This is a genomic window from Stenotrophomonas geniculata ATCC 19374 = JCM 13324 (genome assembly GCF_001431625.1).
Taxonomy (GTDB): Bacteria; Pseudomonadota; Gammaproteobacteria; order Xanthomonadales; family Xanthomonadaceae; genus Stenotrophomonas; species Stenotrophomonas geniculata.
The window spans coordinates 132,600-149,171 of sequence record NZ_LLXT01000086.1; the positions used below are offsets into that span (position 1 = coordinate 132,600).

Genomic DNA, 16,572 nt, shown 5'->3' on the forward strand with positions numbered 1-16,572 from the left:
TCGAAAACAACGAAGCCGGCGCTATGCCGGCTTCGTTCACCTGTTCCGTAGCGTCGGGCCGTGTGCGACTCACGCAGTGTCAGGGCCCGGACGGCACCGGACCATACACATTCTCCTGCGGCGTGCCCGGCAGCAGCGAGAAGATCATGATCACGATCCCGCCGCCCGGCACCAGCGCCAGCAGGAACAGCCAGCCCGACTGGTTGCAGTCATGCAGGCGGCGCACGGTCACCGCGATCAGCGGCACGATCGTGACCAGCCACATCACACACAGCAGCACCACCATGCCAATCAGGATGCCGGCCAGCGCATCAGCACTGTTGCGCAGGAGGATCGCCAGCACACCGGCCAGCAGCATCACTGCCGTTGCGACCAGGAACAGGAACAACTGGTACATCCAGTATTCGCGGCGGTTGGCACGTCCCTCGAACTGGGCGTAGCGCTTCAACGGCAGAATCATTTCCTGCACGGCATCGATCCTTGAAAAAGTAGCCGCGCAGTGTGCCAAATGCACGCGCGCAGGACAATGTGGCGACGAACCATGCTCGACTGCCATTACTCCTGTAGAGCCGATCCATGCTCGGCTGCTGTTCCAAGAGGTACCTGTAAGCCCATGCAAGAGCGAAGTCGAGCATGGCTCGACTCTACAGAAGCCGGGTCAGCGGCCCTTCGCGGCCCGCGCCGCTTCGCGCTCGGCGCGCAGCCGATCCAACTTTTCCTTCAGCTTGATCTCCAGGCCACGCGGTACCGGGTTGTAGTACACGCGTTCGCCCATCGCATCCGGGAAACCGGTCTGGTCCAGCGCGATGCCGCCTTCGGCGTCGTGGTCGTACTGGTACTCGGCGCCGTAGCCGAGCTCCTTCATCAGCTTGGTCGGCGCATTGCGCAGGTGCAGCGGCACTTCTTCGGTGCCGCTTTCGCGCACGTCGGCCTTGGCCTGGTTGAACGCGGCGTAGCCCGCATTCGACTTGGCGGTGCTGGCCAAGTACAGCACCAGCTGGGCGAAGGCGAGCTCGCCTTCCGGGCTGCCCAAGCGTTCGTAGATGTCCCAGGCCTCCAGCGCCATGCTCTGTGCGCGCGGATCGGCCAGGCCGATGTCCTCGATGGCCATGCGGGTCAGCCGACGCGCCAGGTAAGACGGATCGCAGCCTCCATCGAGCATGCGGGTCAGCCAGTACAGCGCGGCATCAGGATTGGAGCTGCGTACCGACTTGTGCAGCGCCGAGATCTGGTCATAGAACTGCTCCCCGCCCTTGTCGAAACGGCGGGTGCGGTCGGCCAGCACCTGGGTCAGGGTCTGCAGCGTGATGCGGCCACCCTCCCCGCCCGCCAGCTCGGCGGCAATTTCCAGCAACGTCAGCGCACGGCGCACATCACCATCGGCAGCGGTAGCGATTTCCAGCAGCAGTTCCGGCGCGACCTCGATGCCCTCTTCGCCCAAGCCCCGCTCGCGGTCACCCAGTGCACGTTCCAGCGCCTCGACGATATCGGTTGGCGAAACCGCTTCCAGCACATGCACGCGGCAACGCGACAGCAGCGCGGAGTTCAGTTCGAACGACGGATTCTCGGTGGTGGCACCGACGAACAGGATCGTGCCGCGTTCAATGTGCGGCAGGAACGCATCCTGCTGCGCCTTGTTGAAGCGATGCACCTCGTCCACGAACAGCACGGTGCGACGGCCTTCGGCGAAGCGCTGAGCGGCCTCGGCCAGCACCTGGCGCACCTCCGGCAGGCCGGACAGCACCGCGGAGATGGCACGGAATTCAGCGTCGGAGTACTCGGCCAGCAGCAACGCCAGCGTGGTCTTGCCGCAGCCGGGCGGCCCCCACAGGATCATCGAATGCACGCGCCCGGATTCGACCGCGCGGCGCAGCGCACTCTCCGGCGCCAGCAGGCGCTTCTGCCCGACCATTTCGTCCAGGGTGCGCGGGCGCATGCGCTCGGCCAGCGGGCGCAGGTGATCCCGATCGACGCTCAGCAGATCGGGGCCGGGGAAGGAAGTTGAACGATGTCTTGCCACGCGGCCATTGTACCGCGCCGGGTGACCACGATTCCGGTAGTGCCGGCCGCTGGCCGGCAGATCAAGAGCGTGTCAACCAAGGTTGACACCCACCAAAGCGTTGCCGCCCGCAGATCAATTACCGATGACGTCGGTGCCCTTCGGCGGGGTGAAGCTGAAGGTGCCGGCGGCGAAGCCCGGGTTGCGCTTCCAGCCAGTGAAGCTGATCACGGTGCGCTGGCCGACCGCGTCGGTGATTTCCATCCTGGCCAGGCCCTGGGCGTTGAAACCCAGCGCGGCGTACTGGAAGCTGGCTTCGGTCTCGCGCTTCGGCGACAGTGACAGCCACTGCAGGCCGTCACGCTGCGCGGCCTCTTCGCTGACGTCGTACTGCTGCTCCAGCAACGCGGGGTTGATCAGCGCGGTCAGCGGGCTGTTCTGCTCTTCCTTGCCCTGCTCGCGCACAGTGGCCTGTTCCAGGTCCGGCTCGTACATCCAGACCTTCTTGCCGTCGGCCACGATCAGCTGTTCGTGCGGGCGCACGTACTCCCAGCGGAACAGGCGCGGCGCCGACAGGGCCACGCGGCCGCTGGTCGATTCCTTCACCTTGCCACGGCTGTCGAACACCTGCTGGCTGAACTGGCCATCCAGGCCCTTCAGGCCGCTGGTGAAGGTCTTCAGGTCGTCGCGGGCACCGGCCCAGGCGCTGCCGGCGGCGGCGCAGGCTGCGGCCAGGGTGGTGGCGGCAAGAAAACGGCGGAAGCGGAAGTTCATGCGGAAATCCTGTGGGCGCGGGCGCCAGGAAAGGTGGTTGCCAGTGTGCCCGGGGAAAGATGAATGGGCGATCAGGGCGACATTATGCCGCCCTGAACGTCCATCGGCGATTCAGCCGCCGGATGCCGGCAGCTTGCCGTACAGCACCTGGCCACGGAAGCCGCGCCGCACTTCGCGATACAGCGCGCGGAACGCCGGATAATCCCGCGGCTGGCACAATGCCTCCGGGCCGCGCACCGCATTCTGCTGCAACCGGTGGTGCACGATCACCTCCTGCCCTTCGCGGCTCCAGTCCACGCGGTACTCGCCGGCGGCGTTGGCGAATCGCTGGCTGGCCGGGATGGCGATGATCGGCGCGTTGGCCGGGAACTGCAGGCGGTAGGTCTCCTCGCGCAGGCTGGCATTGCAGTAGAACGGCGTCTCGTTGGCCGGCGCCGAGGCGGTAGCGTACAAGCCACGCACCGACTCGCCACCCGGCGGATCCGGCACGGCCATGCCGCCGGCCACGCTGAAGTCGGCGTAATCCTCGGCCTGGAACGCCATGCGGTAGCCGAACGGCCGGGTCAGGTCGACCGGCACACCCTGGATCTGCAGCTGCCCTCGCCCGTCGAAACCGGAGGCGGCCATGATCTGCTCTTCAGCGCGCGCACGGTTCTGCGCGTTGAGCTGGGAGAACTGGGCGCGCATACCGATCTCGGCGTTCTCGCCCAGCTTCGGGATCGTCTCACCGCGCAGGTTGCCGTTGGCGTCGAAGGTGAAGCGCACTTCCATCGAGGTGGCGTTGCGCTCCGGCGTGTTGGCCGGGGTGCGTGCCAGCGTGGCGTCACGGGTACGCATCACCGGGGCGCCCAGGTCACCTTCCGGCAACTGCCCGAAGCGCGCCCACGCGGTGGTCGAATCGAGGTACAGATCGAATTCGGGGATGTAGGTGATGGCGTGGTTGAAGCGGCCCAGCACCGGAATCTTCGGCAGCGTCGGGCCGCCGCCCGCACCGATCAGCACCGGCGAGCTGGCGATGCCCTTGGCCGCCAGCAGCGCCTCGAGGATCGTCACGTGATCTTTGCAGTCGCCGTAGTGGTTGTCGAGGATGCTCTGCGCGCTGTTCGGTTCCAGGCCACCATTGCCCAGGTACACCGCCACATAGCGGATGTTCTGCGCCACCCAGCGGTACAGCGCATCAGCCTGCTCGCGACGGTCGCTGATGCCCGTCGTGATTTCGTCTGCCAGCGCCTGCAGTTCCGGCGTGACCTGCGCCGCCGGGCCAGCCTTGAGCTGGTAGGCGCGCCCCATCTGCGACCAGTCACGATACGTGCTGGCCATGATGTTCGGACCGAACTCCCAGCCCGCCGCCGACCAGTTCTGTGCCGGCATGGCTTCGCGACGCTGGTAGCGCCAGCGCCAGTGCGCTTGGCCATTCTTCACTGTCGGGCGATCGCTGCCCTGCACGCCGCGGCTGTCGACGAACATCGGCAGGTTGGCCGGCGCACTCAGGGTGACCTCAGCGTCCTCGTACTCGGTGAAGACGTTGAAGGTTTCCCACAGGCCAAAGTAGCCCGGGAAGTACGGCGTGACCTGGGTGCGGCGCACCTGGTAGTACAGGCGCGTGCCCGGGGCCAGGTTCGGGAATACGATCACCCGCACCTTGCGGTCGGCATACATCGCCGCCGAGGCGCTGGAGTAGCTCTCCTGGGTGTAGATGCGGTCGGCCGGCACGTCGCGGCGCTGGCCGTCGGCGGTGATGGTGTAGGCGCCGAGTACTTCCAGCGTCTCCATCTTCTCGCTGTAGCTCAGCCGCACCTGGCTGAACTGCTCGACGGACGCCTTGGTCTTCAGCAGGACTTCGTAGGTTTCGGTCTGCACATTGCCCGCATCCGGCCGCACCTGGTAGTCGGCGCGGTAACGGACAATGCTGAAATTATTGCTGGCTTCGGTATCGCCGCTGGTGGAAGGCGGCGCCGTGGCGGGCGCGGAGGTGGCGGTGTCTGCCAGTGCCGGGCCGGCAGCCAGGAAGGCTGCCAGCGCCAGTGCCAGCGCGCTTGGTACGGGGTGAAGCATGCGTCGGTTCCTTGGACGTCGTGGGGGATACGTCGGGTCTTACTTCGGCGGCGGCGGAGCCAGCACCGTGCGGTCGCCGTTGTGCTCGGGCGAACTGACCACGCCGGCCGCTTCCATGGCCTCGATCAGTCGCGCTGCACGGTTGTAGCCGATCTTCAGCCGGCGCTGCACGCCGGAGATCGAGGCGCGGCGGGTCTCGGTCACCACCCGCAGGGCCTCGTCATACAACGGGTCGGACTCGTCGCCGGACGAACTGTTCTCCGGCAGTCCGGTGGCGCCGACGACCACGCCGTCGCCCATCGTCTGCACTTCGTCCAGCACGCCGTCGACATAGTCGGCCGGGCCCATCGCCTTGAGGTGCTCGACCACGCGATGCACTTCATCGTCGGACACGAACGCACCATGCACGCGCTCGGGCAGCGCGGTGCCCGGCGGCAGGTACAGCATGTCGCCGTGGCCGAGCAGGGTTTCCGCGCCGGACTGGTCGAGGATGGTGCGCGAGTCGATCTTGGAGCTGACCTGGAAGGCGATGCGCGTCGGAATGTTGGCCTTGATCAGGCCGGTGATCACGTCCACCGACGGGCGCTGCGTGGCCAGGATCAGGTGGATGCCGGCCGCACGCGCCTTCTGTGCCAGGCGCGCGATCAGCTCTTCCACCTTCTTGCCGACGATCATCATCATGTCGGCGAATTCGTCGATGAAGATGACGATGAACGGCAGCGTCTCCAGCGGGCGCGGCGCCTCGCCCAGCTCGGGGTTCGGCTTGAACAGCGGGTCCATCAGCGGCTGGCCGGCGTCCTGGGCTTCCTTCACCTTCTTGTTGAAGCCGGCCAGGTTGCGCACGCCGACCGCGCTCATCAGCTTGTAGCGGCGCTCCATCTCGGCCACGCACCAGCGCAGGCCGTTGGCGGCCTCCTTCATGTCGGTGACCACCGGCGCCAGCAGGTGCGGAATGCCCTGGTAGACGCTCAGTTCGAGCATCTTCGGGTCGATCATCAGCATCCGCAGGTCTTTCGGCGAGGCCTTGAACAGCAGGCTCAGCACCATCGCGTTGACCGCCACCGACTTGCCCGAACCGGTGGTACCGGCCACCAGCAGGTGCGGCATGCGCGCCAGGTCTGCCACAGTCGAGCGGCCAGCGATGTCCTTGCCCAGCGCCAAGGTCAGCACGCTGGCCGACTTGTCGTACTCCTTGGAACGCAGCAGCTCGGAGAGGTAGATCATCTCGCGGGTGACGTTGGGAATTTCCAGGCCGATCACCGACTTGCCCGGAATCACGTCCACCACGCGCACCGACTTCACCGACAGGCCACGCGCGATGTCCTTGTCGAGCGAACTGATCTGGCTGACCTTGATGCCCGGCGCGGGCTCGATCTCGAAGCGGGTAATGACCGGGCCAGGGTTGGCGCCGACCACCTGAGCGTCGATGCGGAAGTCCTTCAGCTTGAACTCGATCTGCCGCGACAGCGCGTCCAGGGTTTCCTTGTCGTAGCCCACCGGCTGCGGCTTGGGGTCGTCCAGCAGGGCCAACGGCGGCAGGTCCGAGCCGTCGCCGTTGACGCCACGGAACATCGGGATCTGCGTGTCGCGCTTGGCCCGATCACTCTTCTCGATCACCGGTTCCGGGCGCGGCTCGATCTTCACCGGCTCGCGCTTGGCACGCACCTCGGCGTCGGCCTTGCGCACTTCCTGGCGCTCCTCGCGCATCACCCGCGTCTGCTGCCACTCGGTGACTTCTTCCTTCTTGCGCGCCAGCAGCGGCGCCAGCGACATCACGCCGCGGCCGATCTTCTCCATCACCGTGAACCAGGACAGCCCGGTGGCAAGGGTGATCGAGGCCAGCAGCAGCACCAGCACGAACAGGTTCGCGCCCAGCGCGCCGAAGCCCACCGTGAGCGAATTGCCGACCAGCTTGCCAAGGATGCCGCCGGCACTGGAGACATCGCCACTGAACAGGCGCACGTGCAGGAAGCCGGTCCCGGCGATCAGGAAGCCGACCAGGCCGACCAGGCGCAGCGCCGGGTCCAGGTCGTTCTCGCCCTTGCTCTCGCGCTTGAGGCCGAACATGGCGATCCACGCCAGCGCGCCCAGCACCACCGGCAGCAGGAAGGCGATGTAGCCGAACAGCTGCAGCAGCACGTCGGCGATCCAGGCCCCGGCGCGACCGCCGAGGTTGTGCACCGGCGCGACCACGCTGCCGGTATGCGACCAGCCCGGGTCCGTCGCTGAATACGTGAACAGACTGGCCGCCAGGTACAGCAGGGCCGGCGCGATGGCGATCAGGCCAAGATCGCGCCAGAGGCGCTGGCGGCGTGGATTGTCGGTCGTCGCCGCCGCGGCCGTGCGACGTGACGCCTTGCTGTCGTCGGACTTGGAGCGTTCGGGGACCTGTTTCGCCACCTTAGACCATACCTTTGGAATGCGCTGTTAGTGATTGATAATAAATGAGACGGCGTCAGTTTTCAGTTATGCGACATCTGACAGGGCGTTCAGAGCGCCGGAACCATCGCCGGATGACGGCGTTCTGTTCATCGGCTTGAATCGCCCTGCCCCAGCCGCCACTCTATGACCTGCCACGGATGCTGCGCAAATATCGCCAGCGCCTTGTCCCATCTACCTTTTCGCGAGTTTACATGAGCACCAGCCTGCCCTCCCGCCACCAGCGCCTCGTCATCCTCGGTTCCGGCCCGGCCGGTTGGACCGCCGCCGTCTACGCCGCCCGCGCCAACCTGAAGCCGGTCGTCATCACCGGCCTGCAGCAGGGCGGCCAGCTGATGACCACCACCGAGGTGGACAACTGGCCGGGTGACGCCCACGGCCTGATGGGCCCGGACCTGATGGCGCGCATGCAGGCGCACGCCGAGCGCTTCGAAACCGAGGTCATCTTCGACCATATCCACACCGCCGACCTGTCGCAGCGCCCGTTCAAGCTGATCGGCGACAGCCACGAGTACACCTGCGACGCACTGATCATCGCCACTGGCGCCACCGCCAAGTACCTGGGCATCGCGACCGAGGACGAGTTCAAGGGCCGCGGCGTGTCCGCCTGCGCCACCTGTGACGGCTTCTTCTACCGCGACCAGGACGTGGTCGTGGTCGGCGGCGGCAACACCGCCGTGGAAGAGGCCCTGTACCTGTCCAACATCGCCCGCAAGGTCTACCTGGTCCACCGCCGCGACACCCTGAAGGCGGAAAAGATCATGCAGGACAAGCTGTTCAAGAAGGTGGCCGAAGGCAAGATCGAGACCGTCTGGCACCACCAGGTGGAGGAAGTGCTGGGCAACGACGCCGGCGTGACCGGTGTGCGCGTGAAGTCCACCCTGGACGGCAGCACCCGCGACATCGATGCCCACGGCTTTTTCGTGGCCATCGGCCATCACCCGAACACCACCCTGTTCGACGGCCAGCTGGCGATGAACAACGGCTACCTGGAGATCCGCTCGGGCCTGGGTGGCAATGCCACGCAGACGTCGGTGGAAGGCGTGTTCGCCGCCGGCGACGTGGCCGACCAGCACTACCGCCAGGCGATCACCTCGGCCGGCTTCGGCTGCATGGCCGCACTGGATGCCGAGCGCTACCTGGACGCCCAGGGCAAGGCCAGCTGAGAGGCTGACCCGCTCCTGCAGGGTCGAGCCAGGCCCGACTCCGGATGATAGGCCGACGCCAGTGCGTCGGCCTTTCTGTTTCATCTGCCCTATCCTTCCCCCATGTCTTCCCCCCGCTTCCTCGACTCCCTGCAGTCCATTGCCGCGACCGACTGGGATGCCCTGCACGACGGCCGCAACCCCTTCGTCAGCCACGCCTTCCTTTCCGGACTTGAACAGCACGGTTGCCTGCGCGAGGACTGGGGCTGGCAGCCCCGGCACTTCACGCTGTGGGAGGGCGGCACGCTGGTCGGCGCCATTCCGGGTTACCTGAAGACCAATTCGCACGGCGAGTTCGTGTTCGACCATGCCTGGGCCAACGCGTATGCCCGCCACGGCCGCGACTACTATCCGAAGTGGCTGGGCGCGGTGCCGTACTCGCCGGTCACCGGCCCGCGGTTGCTGGCCCGTCACGATTCAGGGCGCATCGCGCTGCTGTCGGCATTGCGCGAGGCGCTGCCCGCGCTGCACGTATCCTCGGCCCATATCAACTTCCACACCGCCAGCGATGAGGCTCTGTTCGATGACGACTGGCTGCTGCGCGAGGACGTGCAGTTCCAATGGCAGAATCCGGGTGACTGGGCGACGTTCGACCAGTTCCTCGCTGCGATGGACCACAAGCATCGCAAGAACATCCGCCAGGAACGGGCCAAAGTCGCCCGCCAGGGAATCACCTTCCGCGTGGTACATGGCGACGAGGCCGGCCGCGCCGACCTGCAGGCGATGTACCGCTTCTATCTGCAGACCTTCCTCGAGTACGGCAACGCCCCGGCACTGACCGAGGCCTTCCTGCGCCATCTGGCCATTTCACTGGGCCGCGGGCTGGTGCTGTTCCTGGCCGAACACGACGGCGAGCCGATTGCCGGGGCGCTGTGCCTGCGCGGTGGCGATACGCTGTACGGCCGCTACTGGGGCGGCGCCACCCTGCCCGGCCTGCACTTCGAAGCCTGCTACTACCAGGGCATCGAATACTGCCTGCGCGAAGGCCTGAGCCGTTTCGAGCCCGGCGCACAGGGCGAGCACAAGCTGGCACGTGGCTTCCTGCCGACCCTGGTGCGCAGCCGACACTGGGTGGCGGACAAGGACTTCGCAGAAGCACTGCAGGACTGGTGCCGGCAGGAGCGACAGAGTGTGCGGCGGTACCAGCAGGAGTTGCAGGGGCATGGGCCGTTCCGCGCAGAGCCGTAGCGTCGAGCTTGCTCGACTTGCGCGGTGCGGAAAAGCGTGCCAACCAAGGTTGGCACCTACCGGGGCAATGAGGCGTGCCAACCGACGTTTGCATCTATCAGAGCAATAGCGATGGCGCTGTGCTCAGTTGCACTGCCAGAAATGCCCGCTCACCCTGCACTTCGCACACCAGAACGTGTAGAGCATGCCGCCACTGCCCCATAGCAGCGCGCCTCCACCGGTGGTCGGCAGCGTCGAATCCAGCTGCATCACGAAGGGCATCTCCTCACCGCAATCGATGCACGCCGGATACCAGGCACTCTGCACCCAGCTCGGTGCGCCGCCCACGCGCGACAGGTTCTGCCGGTGGTTTGACTGGCCCCAGTCCTGCTGCTCCCACCGCATGGTGTCCATGGCGACCAGGCCGACCTCGGCCTGCATCAGGTCACCGCTGTCGGTCGGCGTCGCCGGCACCTCCAGACGCCGGCTGGGGTAGCAGCTGGGCAGGCCTCTGGCATCGTGGCGATAGAAACGCACGAGCGGATCTTCCCAGCCGCAGCAGTCCAGGCACAGGCCCAGCGTGATCTCACCCGCCGCGCCCGGCTGCAGCGCGGCAGCGTCGGTTCGCAGCAGGCGCTGCAGCGGTGCATGGCAGCTGCCACACAACGATTCCAGCGGCCCTCCCATCTGCCCGGCGTACTGTACCTGCCCGCCATTCCAGGTCGGGTGCAGGCGCCAGATGCGCTTGCGCCAGCTCGGTTCGTCCGCCTGCTGCGCGCGATGCTGCTCGCGGCCGAAGCGGATGTGCAGCGGCCGCTCCCCATGCAGGCGCCGCGGCTGCGGTCCGTCCGCGACGCCGGCCCAGTGCGCCCAGACCTCAGCATCCAGCGCGCCCCAGTCAGCGAGGTAGCCGCGGGCAACGGCATAGCTCTCGGGCTGCGCCGCCAGCAGCAGCGCCCTGGCCCGCGCCATCTCGCGATCGTCGTCGGCCTCAACCAGAATCTGCGCCCACTGCACGGCAATGACGGAGGGCAGGCCCTGCCATACCTGCGAAGCCAGCTGCAGCTCGTCTTCGATGGCCAGCGCCAGCAAGGCCTCCCAGTCGTCCTGCAGCACCTGCGGCGCCTGGTAGCTGGTGAATTCGATCACGCTGGCCAGCAGTTCGCCGCGCTCGTCATCCCGATAGCGGCGCCAGGCCTCGGCACAGACCGGCACAATCGCTTCGTCGGGCAGCAGATCCAGCGCCATGTCGAGAAAGGCCGAGCTGGGTGAACGCCGGGCAAGGGCCAGCAGCATCAGCGCACCGAGCTGGCCGGGCTGTTCAGTGGCCAGCGCCAGCAGCATGCCCTGGCTGTCGTTGCGCGTGCGCGGGATATCGTGCACATCGAGGATGGCGGTGATCGCGTCACTCATGCGTGGGCTCCTTGCCGTTGGACGCTGATGGTGCCAGACATCAGCGACCGCCACGACGAATACAATGGCGGCATGACCCGCCAGCTGCCCTGGCGCCTGGCCGATGCGCCGGACGCTCCCTTCCCTCCGGCTGAAACCGCACTGCGCCAGCCCGACGGCCTGCTCGCGGTGGGCGGCGACCTGCATCCGGTGCGCCTGCTCAATGCCTACGCCGGCGGTATCTTTCCTTGGTTCAGCGAGGGCGAGCCAATCCTGTGGTGGTCGCCGGACCCGCGCATGGTATTCCGTACCGAGGGCGTGCACCTGTCCAGCCGCTTCCGCCGCCAATTGCGCGGCAGCACGTGGGAGATCACCGCCGACACCGCTTTCAGTCGTGTGATGCGTGCCTGCGCCGCGGCGCCGCGACCGGGCCAGGACGGTACGTGGATCAGCCCGGCGATGGTCGAGGCTTACAGCCAGCTGCACGACCTGGGGTTTGCCCACTCCTTCGAGGTCTGGGACCGGCAGACGCTGGTCGGCGGCATCTATGGGGTGGCGATCGGATCGATGTTTTTCGGCGAAAGCATGTTCAGTGGCGCCAGCGGCGGCTCCAAGATCGCCCTGGCCGCCCTCGCATCCACCCTGAGTGACTGGGGCTGGGAACTGATCGATGCCCAGGTGGAGAATCCGCACCTGCTGCGGATGGGCGCCGAACACCTGCCGCGCGCGGACTTTCTGGAGCACGTCCGTCAGGCCGTACACCGTGACGGCCGTGAAGGCCCCTGGACCCAGGCGGTCGGACGCTTGCCAGCACGACGTTTGGCCGGGGGTTAACACAAACTTTGCAAGCCGGGCCCATCACGCGTAAAATACCGCGCCTTAGGCCCAGCGTGGCCGTTTTCTGAACCGCACAGGACTACATGTCGAAAGACGATTCCATCGAGTTCGAGGGCACCGTCAGCGAGACGCTGCCGAACACCACTTTCCGCGTTCGTCTGGAAAATGGGCACGAAATCATCGCCCACATCTCCGGCCGCATGCGCAAGAACTACATCCGCATCCTCACCGGTGACCGGGTCAAGGTTGAAATGACCCCGTACGACCTGACCAAGGGCCGTATCACCTACCGCATGAAGTAAGCGGTCGGCGCAGTGCGCCACTCCGACAGGGCCGGCCTCGCTGCTGGCCCTTTGTCGTGCGCGGAAGAAAATGCGCGGCACCGAGATCGTCCGATTTTCGTCCTTGTCTGAAATCCAGCATCGCGCCGGAACTCTAGACTCAACGCGTTCTTCACAGAGGGCGCTGCGCGCATGACCTACCTGATCGTCCTGGACCCGCAGTCCGTCACCAGCCGCTGCTACGCCAGCAAGGGCCCGGACGGCACCTGGTTCGGCCAGCCCTGCCTGGCCTGTACCAGCATGGACGCATCCCACCCACTGTATCTGGCCGTGCAGCGCGAGGTCCCACACATGGGCAGCACACTCAAGCAGCGACTGCACATTCCGCATGAAGCGGTCGCATTCGTCATCGAGGATGGCGGCAACCAGGGGCGCCAGCAGGGATTCCGTTCGATCGCCGCCTGATGCGCCAAAGGTCATCGTGACCGATCTCACCGTGACGTCGGTCAGCCCTGCTTGCGGCAGATTCGCATTTGCAGCGGCGGCGGCATCCTGGGATCCGATCCAGTCCGGATCGCCGCCCCCTGCCCCGCCATGAACCTCTCTTCCCTGCTCATCCCCCTGGCTTTGTCTGCCGTCACCCTGCTGGCATCATCCGCCCATGCCGCCGACATCCCACCGGCGCAGTGCGTACCACTGACCGGCGAACAGCAGATCGTTCGTGCCGGCGCCGACAAGAACATCCTGCTTCGCTCCGGCGAAGACCACTATGTCGTGCATTTCCGCAACAGCTGCCCTTCTGCCGTGCTGGCCACCCGCCTCGGCTTCAGGACCGACGGCAAGGAGGCTGGCGAGCTGTGCAGCGAGGGCCGAAGCGCTCTGGACACCGGTCGTGGCAGCTGCGAGGTCGCGCGCATCGAGCCGATCGATGCCGAGCGGTTCAAGCGCGAAGCGCGCCGCCGCAGCCGCTGACCCCGGACAGGACAAGGGCGGCCGAAGCCGCCCTTGTTGTTTCCACTCTTTCACGCCAAGCCTTCAGCTCACTCCACCGTAACCGGCAGCAGCCGCTCCGGCTCGGCCTGGGTCTCGACCACCAGCTCGTCGTCGCGGACATCGATGCTGACCTTGCCACCGTTGACTAGCTTGCCGAACAGCAGCTCGTCGGCCAGCGGGCGCTTGATCTTGTCCTGGATCACGCGGGCCATCGGGCGCGCACCCATCAGTGGGTCGAAGCCGTGGTGAGCCAGCCAGTCGCGCGCGGTCGGGGTGGCCGACAGGCTGACGTGCTTGTCCTGCAGCAGCATCTCCAGCTCGATCAGGAACTTGTCGACCACGCGCAGGATGTGCTCGAAGCCCAACGCCTGGAACTGCACCACCGCGTCGAGGCGGTTGCGGAATTCCGGGGTGAAGCTGCGGCGGATGGTCTCCATCGCGTCGGTGGCATGGTCCTGCTTGGTGAAGCCGATCGAACGCCGCGAGGCCTGCGCCGCGCCGGCATTGGTGGTCATCACCAGCACGACGTTCTTGAAGTTCGCCTCACGACCATTGGTATCGGTCAGCACGCCGCGGTCCATCACCTGCAACAGGATGTTGAAGATGTCCGGGTGCGCCTTCTCGATTTCGTCCAGCAGCAGCACGCAGTGCGGCGTCTTGACGATCTTCTCGGTCAACAGGCCGCCCTGGTCGAAGCCGACGTAGCCCGGAGGGGCACCGATCAGGCGGCTGATCGAATGCGGCTCCATGTACTCGGACATGTCGAAGCGGACCAGCTCGATGCCCAGCTGCAGCGCGAGCTGCTTGGTCACCTCGGTCTTGCCGACACCGGTCGGACCGGCGAACAGGAAATTGCCGATCGGCTTTTCCGGATTGCCCAGGCCCGAGCGGGCCAGCTTGATCGCCGAGGACAGCGTCTCGATGGCCGGGTCCTGGCCAAAGATCACCATCTTCAGGTTGCGCTCCAGGTGCTGCAGCACATCCTTGTCGGTGGCGCTGACCTGCTTGGTCGGGATGCGCGCCATCTTGGCGACGATCGCCTCCACTTCCTCGACGTCGATCAGCTCCTTGCGCTGGCCTTCCGGCAGCAGGCGCTGGCGGGCGCCAGCCTCGTCGATCACGTCGATGGCCTTGTCCGGCAGCAGGCGGTCGCCGATGTGCTTCACCGACAGGTCCACCGCGGCCTGCAGCGCCTCGTCGGAATAGGTGACGCCGTGGTGCAGCTCGTACTTGGACTTCAGGCCCTGCAGGATCTCGTAGGTCTCGCCCACCGTCGGCTCGACGATATCGATCTTCTGGAAACGGCGGGCCAGCGCCCGGTCCTTCTCGAAGATGCCACGATATTCCTGGAAGGTGGTCGAGCCGATGCAGCGCAGCTCGCCCGACGCCAGCGCCGGCTTGATCAGGTTGGACGCATCCATGGTGCCGCCCGACGCCGAGCCAGCACCGATGATGGTGTGGATCTCGTCAATGAACAGCACCGCGTTGGGCACCTTCTTCAGTGCCGTCAGCACGCTCTTCAGGCGCTTCTCGAAGTCACCACGGTACTTGGTACCAGCCACCAGTGCGCCCAGATCGAGCGAATAGATCACCGCATCGGCCAGCACCTCAGGCACCGAACCTTCGACGATGCGGCGGGCCAGGCCCTCGGCGATCGCGGTCTTGCCCACGCCGGCCTCGCCCACGTACAGCGGGTTGTTCTTGCGGCGGCGGCACAGGACCTGGATGGTGCGCTCGATTTCGTCGGCACGACCGACCAGCGGGTCGATGCGACCGGCCCGGGCCTGTTCGTTGAGGTTGCTGGCGAACTCGGTCAGGGCATCGCCCTTCGGCTCGCCCTCCCCGCCTTCAATGCGGCCTTCGCCCTCGGAGGAGGAGGACGGCTGCTCGCCTTCTTCGCCCAGCTTGGCGATGCCATGGGACAGGTAATTGACCACGTCCAGCCGGGTGACGTCCTGCTGGTTGAGGTAATAGACGGCGTGGGAGTCCTTTTCGCCGAAGATGGCGACCAGCACATTGGCGCCGGTGACCTCCTTCTTGCCCGAGGACTGCACGTGGTACACGGCCCGCTGCAGCACGCGCTGGAAGCCCAGGGTCGGCTGGGTATCGCGGCCGTCATCTTCGGCCAGGCGGGACACGGAGGCCTCGATGGCCTGCTCCAGCTCCTGGCGCAGGCGTTCGGCGTCGGCGCCACACGCCTTCAGTACGGCCTGGGCGGACGGGTTGTCGAGCAGTGCCAACAGCAGGTGTTCGACCGTCATGAACTCATGCCGGGCCTCACGGGCGCGCTTGTAGCACTGGCCGATGGTGTGTTCGAGGTCTTTGCTGAACATGGATTACTCCGGCGGCAGATGGGGACAATATGCGGCCTGACTACGCGATTTCCATCACCCTAGCGGATTGCTGCGTTCAGATGGCGTTAGCAGTACACATCGCTTGATCTTCATTCACTCCAGGACAGCCCGCCCAGCATGAGCGAACCCTACCTGAGCCGCTGGCGATTGCGGCGTGATGGCGCAGCCATCGAAACGCCCCATGCCCAGCTCTGGCCGGTGCTGACCATCGCCGGCGAGCCGGCCATGCTGAAGATCAGCAGCGAAACCGAAGAGCAGAACAGCCATCGCCTGCTGCGCTGGTGGGAGGGCGATGGCGCCGCCCGCCTGCTGGCCCACGAGGGACCGGCGATCCTGATCGAGCGTGCCGGCGGCGACTCGCTGCGGCAACGCTCGATCAAGGGCGACGATGACGCCTGCACCACGATCCTGTGCCAGGTCCTGCAGCGGCTGCACCGGCCACGGAGCGCGCCGCCAGCGGAACTGGTCTGCCTCCGTAGATGGTTCGCCGACCTGCTGCAGCCAAGGGCTGCGCTGCCGCCACTGCTGGAACAGTGCAGATCACTGGCGGAGGGGTTGCTGCAGGAAGAGCGCGAGATCCGGCCGCTGCATGGCGACCTGCACCACGACAACGTGCTCGATTTCGGCACGCGCGGCTGGCTGGCGATCGACCCGAAGCGGTTGCTGGGTGATCGTGCCTTTGATTACACGACACTGTTCAGCAACCCGGACCTGTGCGGTCCGGGCATCCACGTTGCGACGCAGCCGGAGCGGTTTGCCGCCCGGCTGGAACAAGTCAGTGCACTGGCGGGCCTGGAGCGCACGCGCCTGCTGCGCTGGATCGCAGCCAGCGCGGGGCTGTCGGCAGTCTGGTTCCGCGATGACGGCGCCCCCGCCGAGGTCGACGAGGCCGTGGCGCGTATGGCGCTGGAGGCGTTGGCGGAGGGGTGATCCACCTGTAGAGCCGAGCCTGCGCTCGGCTGCTGCTGGCAGAGATCTGGATGCCTGGGTGAACAGCAGCCGAGCATCGGCTCAGCTCTACAGGTCGGGGGCGGTCAGGCCTTTTCCATCGTGCACAGCAGCGGGTGCTGGTTCAT

14 protein-coding genes are annotated in these 16,572 nt (G+C 66.3%); 7 read left to right on the forward strand and 7 right to left on the reverse strand.

Features of this window, described 5'->3' with window-relative positions:
* Positions 1-79: 79 nt before the first annotated feature.
* The 5 genes from ARC63_RS06590 to ARC63_RS06610 form a co-directional block, all read right to left on the reverse strand.
* Complete coding sequence (locus ARC63_RS06590; RefSeq protein ID WP_010485830.1) at positions 80-469, reverse strand: DUF805 domain-containing protein; 390 nt, start codon at positions 467-469, stop codon at positions 80-82.
* A 189-nt stretch (positions 470-658) separates the two neighbouring features.
* A complete protein-coding gene (locus ARC63_RS06595) occupies positions 659-2,020 on the reverse strand; it encodes a replication-associated recombination protein A (protein WP_057502838.1) in 1,362 nt (453 codons plus the stop codon).
* A gap of 114 nt (positions 2,021-2,134) precedes the next feature.
* Positions 2,135-2,773: an outer membrane lipoprotein periplasmic chaperone LolA gene (gene lolA / locus ARC63_RS06600; protein WP_057502839.1), complete on the reverse strand. Its 639-nt coding sequence runs from the start codon at positions 2,771-2,773 to the stop codon at positions 2,135-2,137.
* 111 nt (positions 2,774-2,884) lie between these two features.
* Positions 2,885-4,828 (reverse strand): DUF3857 domain-containing protein, encoded by a 1,944-nt coding sequence (locus tag ARC63_RS06605; RefSeq protein WP_057502840.1) that lies wholly within the window; start codon positions 4,826-4,828, stop codon positions 2,885-2,887.
* Positions 4,829-4,867: 39 nt separating this feature from the next.
* A complete protein-coding gene (locus ARC63_RS06610; protein ID WP_010485837.1) occupies positions 4,868-7,228 on the reverse strand; it encodes a DNA translocase FtsK in 2,361 nt (786 codons plus the stop codon).
* 233 nt (positions 7,229-7,461) lie between these two features.
* On the opposite strand from ARC63_RS06610, the gene trxB reads away from it, so the two are divergent.
* Both trxB and ARC63_RS06620 read left to right on the forward strand, forming a co-directional pair.
* Positions 7,462-8,433, forward strand: coding sequence for a thioredoxin-disulfide reductase (trxB, locus tag ARC63_RS06615; RefSeq protein WP_057502841.1), 972 nt, complete (start codon positions 7,462-7,464; stop codon positions 8,431-8,433).
* A 102-nt stretch (positions 8,434-8,535) separates the two neighbouring features.
* Positions 8,536-9,660, forward strand: coding sequence for a GNAT family N-acetyltransferase (locus tag ARC63_RS06620; protein WP_057502842.1), 1,125 nt, complete (start codon positions 8,536-8,538; stop codon positions 9,658-9,660).
* Between the two features lie 123 nt (positions 9,661-9,783).
* Here ARC63_RS06620 and ARC63_RS06625 read toward each other — a convergent pair whose 3' ends face one another.
* Positions 9,784-11,052 carry a hypothetical protein gene (locus ARC63_RS06625; RefSeq protein ID WP_057502843.1) on the reverse strand — a complete coding sequence of 423 codons (1,269 nt, stop codon included), beginning with the start codon at positions 11,050-11,052 and terminating at the stop codon, positions 9,784-9,786.
* Positions 11,053-11,124: 72 nt separating this feature from the next.
* Between ARC63_RS06625 and aat the strand changes: the two genes are divergently transcribed.
* The 4 genes from aat to ARC63_RS06645 all read left to right on the forward strand — a co-directional run bounded on the left by aat (position 11,125) and on the right by ARC63_RS06645 (position 13,121).
* Complete coding sequence (gene aat / locus ARC63_RS06630) at positions 11,125-11,865, forward strand: leucyl/phenylalanyl-tRNA--protein transferase (protein WP_057502850.1); 741 nt, start codon at positions 11,125-11,127, stop codon at positions 11,863-11,865.
* 86 nt (positions 11,866-11,951) lie between these two features.
* Positions 11,952-12,170, forward strand: a complete 219-nt coding sequence (gene infA / locus ARC63_RS06635; RefSeq protein WP_005409596.1) for a translation initiation factor IF-1 — start codon at positions 11,952-11,954, stop codon at positions 12,168-12,170.
* Between the two features lie 171 nt (positions 12,171-12,341).
* The gene (locus ARC63_RS06640; protein WP_057502844.1) at positions 12,342-12,614 is read left to right on the forward strand and encodes a hypothetical protein; all 273 of its coding nucleotides are present in this window, start codon (positions 12,342-12,344) and stop codon (positions 12,612-12,614) included.
* Between the two features lie 129 nt (positions 12,615-12,743).
* Positions 12,744-13,121: a hypothetical protein gene (locus ARC63_RS06645; RefSeq protein ID WP_057502845.1), complete on the forward strand. Its 378-nt coding sequence runs from the start codon at positions 12,744-12,746 to the stop codon at positions 13,119-13,121.
* A gap of 68 nt (positions 13,122-13,189) precedes the next feature.
* On the opposite strand, the gene clpA is transcribed toward ARC63_RS06645, so the two are convergent.
* Positions 13,190-15,475, reverse strand: a complete 2,286-nt coding sequence (gene clpA, locus ARC63_RS06650) for an ATP-dependent Clp protease ATP-binding subunit ClpA (protein ID WP_010485852.1) — start codon at positions 15,473-15,475, stop codon at positions 13,190-13,192.
* A 138-nt stretch (positions 15,476-15,613) separates the two neighbouring features.
* Between clpA and ARC63_RS06655 the strand changes: the two genes are divergently transcribed.
* Positions 15,614-16,426 carry an APH(6) family putative aminoglycoside O-phosphotransferase gene (locus ARC63_RS06655; RefSeq protein WP_057502846.1) on the forward strand — a complete coding sequence of 271 codons (813 nt, stop codon included), beginning with the start codon at positions 15,614-15,616 and terminating at the stop codon, positions 16,424-16,426.
* Positions 16,427-16,572: the final 146 nt, after the last annotated feature.

What these genes read in the sequence shown, in the direction of transcription:
- lolA (WP_057502839.1), bottom strand. Translation starts at nt 2,773, where the DNA reads ATGAACTTCCGCTTCCGCCGTTTTCTTGCCGCCACCACCCTGGCCGCA.
- ARC63_RS06605 (WP_057502840.1), bottom strand. Translation starts at nt 4,828, where the DNA reads ATGCTTCACCCCGTACCAAGCGCGCTGGCACTGGCGCTGGCAGCCTTC.
- trxB (WP_057502841.1), top strand. Translation starts at nt 7,462, where the DNA reads ATGAGCACCAGCCTGCCCTCCCGCCACCAGCGCCTCGTCATCCTCGGT.
- ARC63_RS06620 (WP_057502842.1), top strand. Translation starts at nt 8,536, where the DNA reads ATGTCTTCCCCCCGCTTCCTCGACTCCCTGCAGTCCATTGCCGCGACC.
- ARC63_RS06625 (WP_057502843.1), bottom strand. Translation starts at nt 11,052, where the DNA reads ATGAGTGACGCGATCACCGCCATCCTCGATGTGCACGATATCCCGCGC.
- aat (WP_057502850.1), top strand. Translation starts at nt 11,125, where the DNA reads ATGACCCGCCAGCTGCCCTGGCGCCTGGCCGATGCGCCGGACGCTCCC.
- infA (WP_005409596.1), top strand. Translation starts at nt 11,952, where the DNA reads ATGTCGAAAGACGATTCCATCGAGTTCGAGGGCACCGTCAGCGAGACG.
- ARC63_RS06640 (WP_057502844.1), top strand. Translation starts at nt 12,342, where the DNA reads ATGACCTACCTGATCGTCCTGGACCCGCAGTCCGTCACCAGCCGCTGC.
- ARC63_RS06645 (WP_057502845.1), top strand. Translation starts at nt 12,744, where the DNA reads ATGAACCTCTCTTCCCTGCTCATCCCCCTGGCTTTGTCTGCCGTCACC.
- clpA (WP_010485852.1), bottom strand. Translation starts at nt 15,475, where the DNA reads ATGTTCAGCAAAGACCTCGAACACACCATCGGCCAGTGCTACAAGCGC.
- ARC63_RS06655 (WP_057502846.1), top strand. Translation starts at nt 15,614, where the DNA reads ATGAGCGAACCCTACCTGAGCCGCTGGCGATTGCGGCGTGATGGCGCA.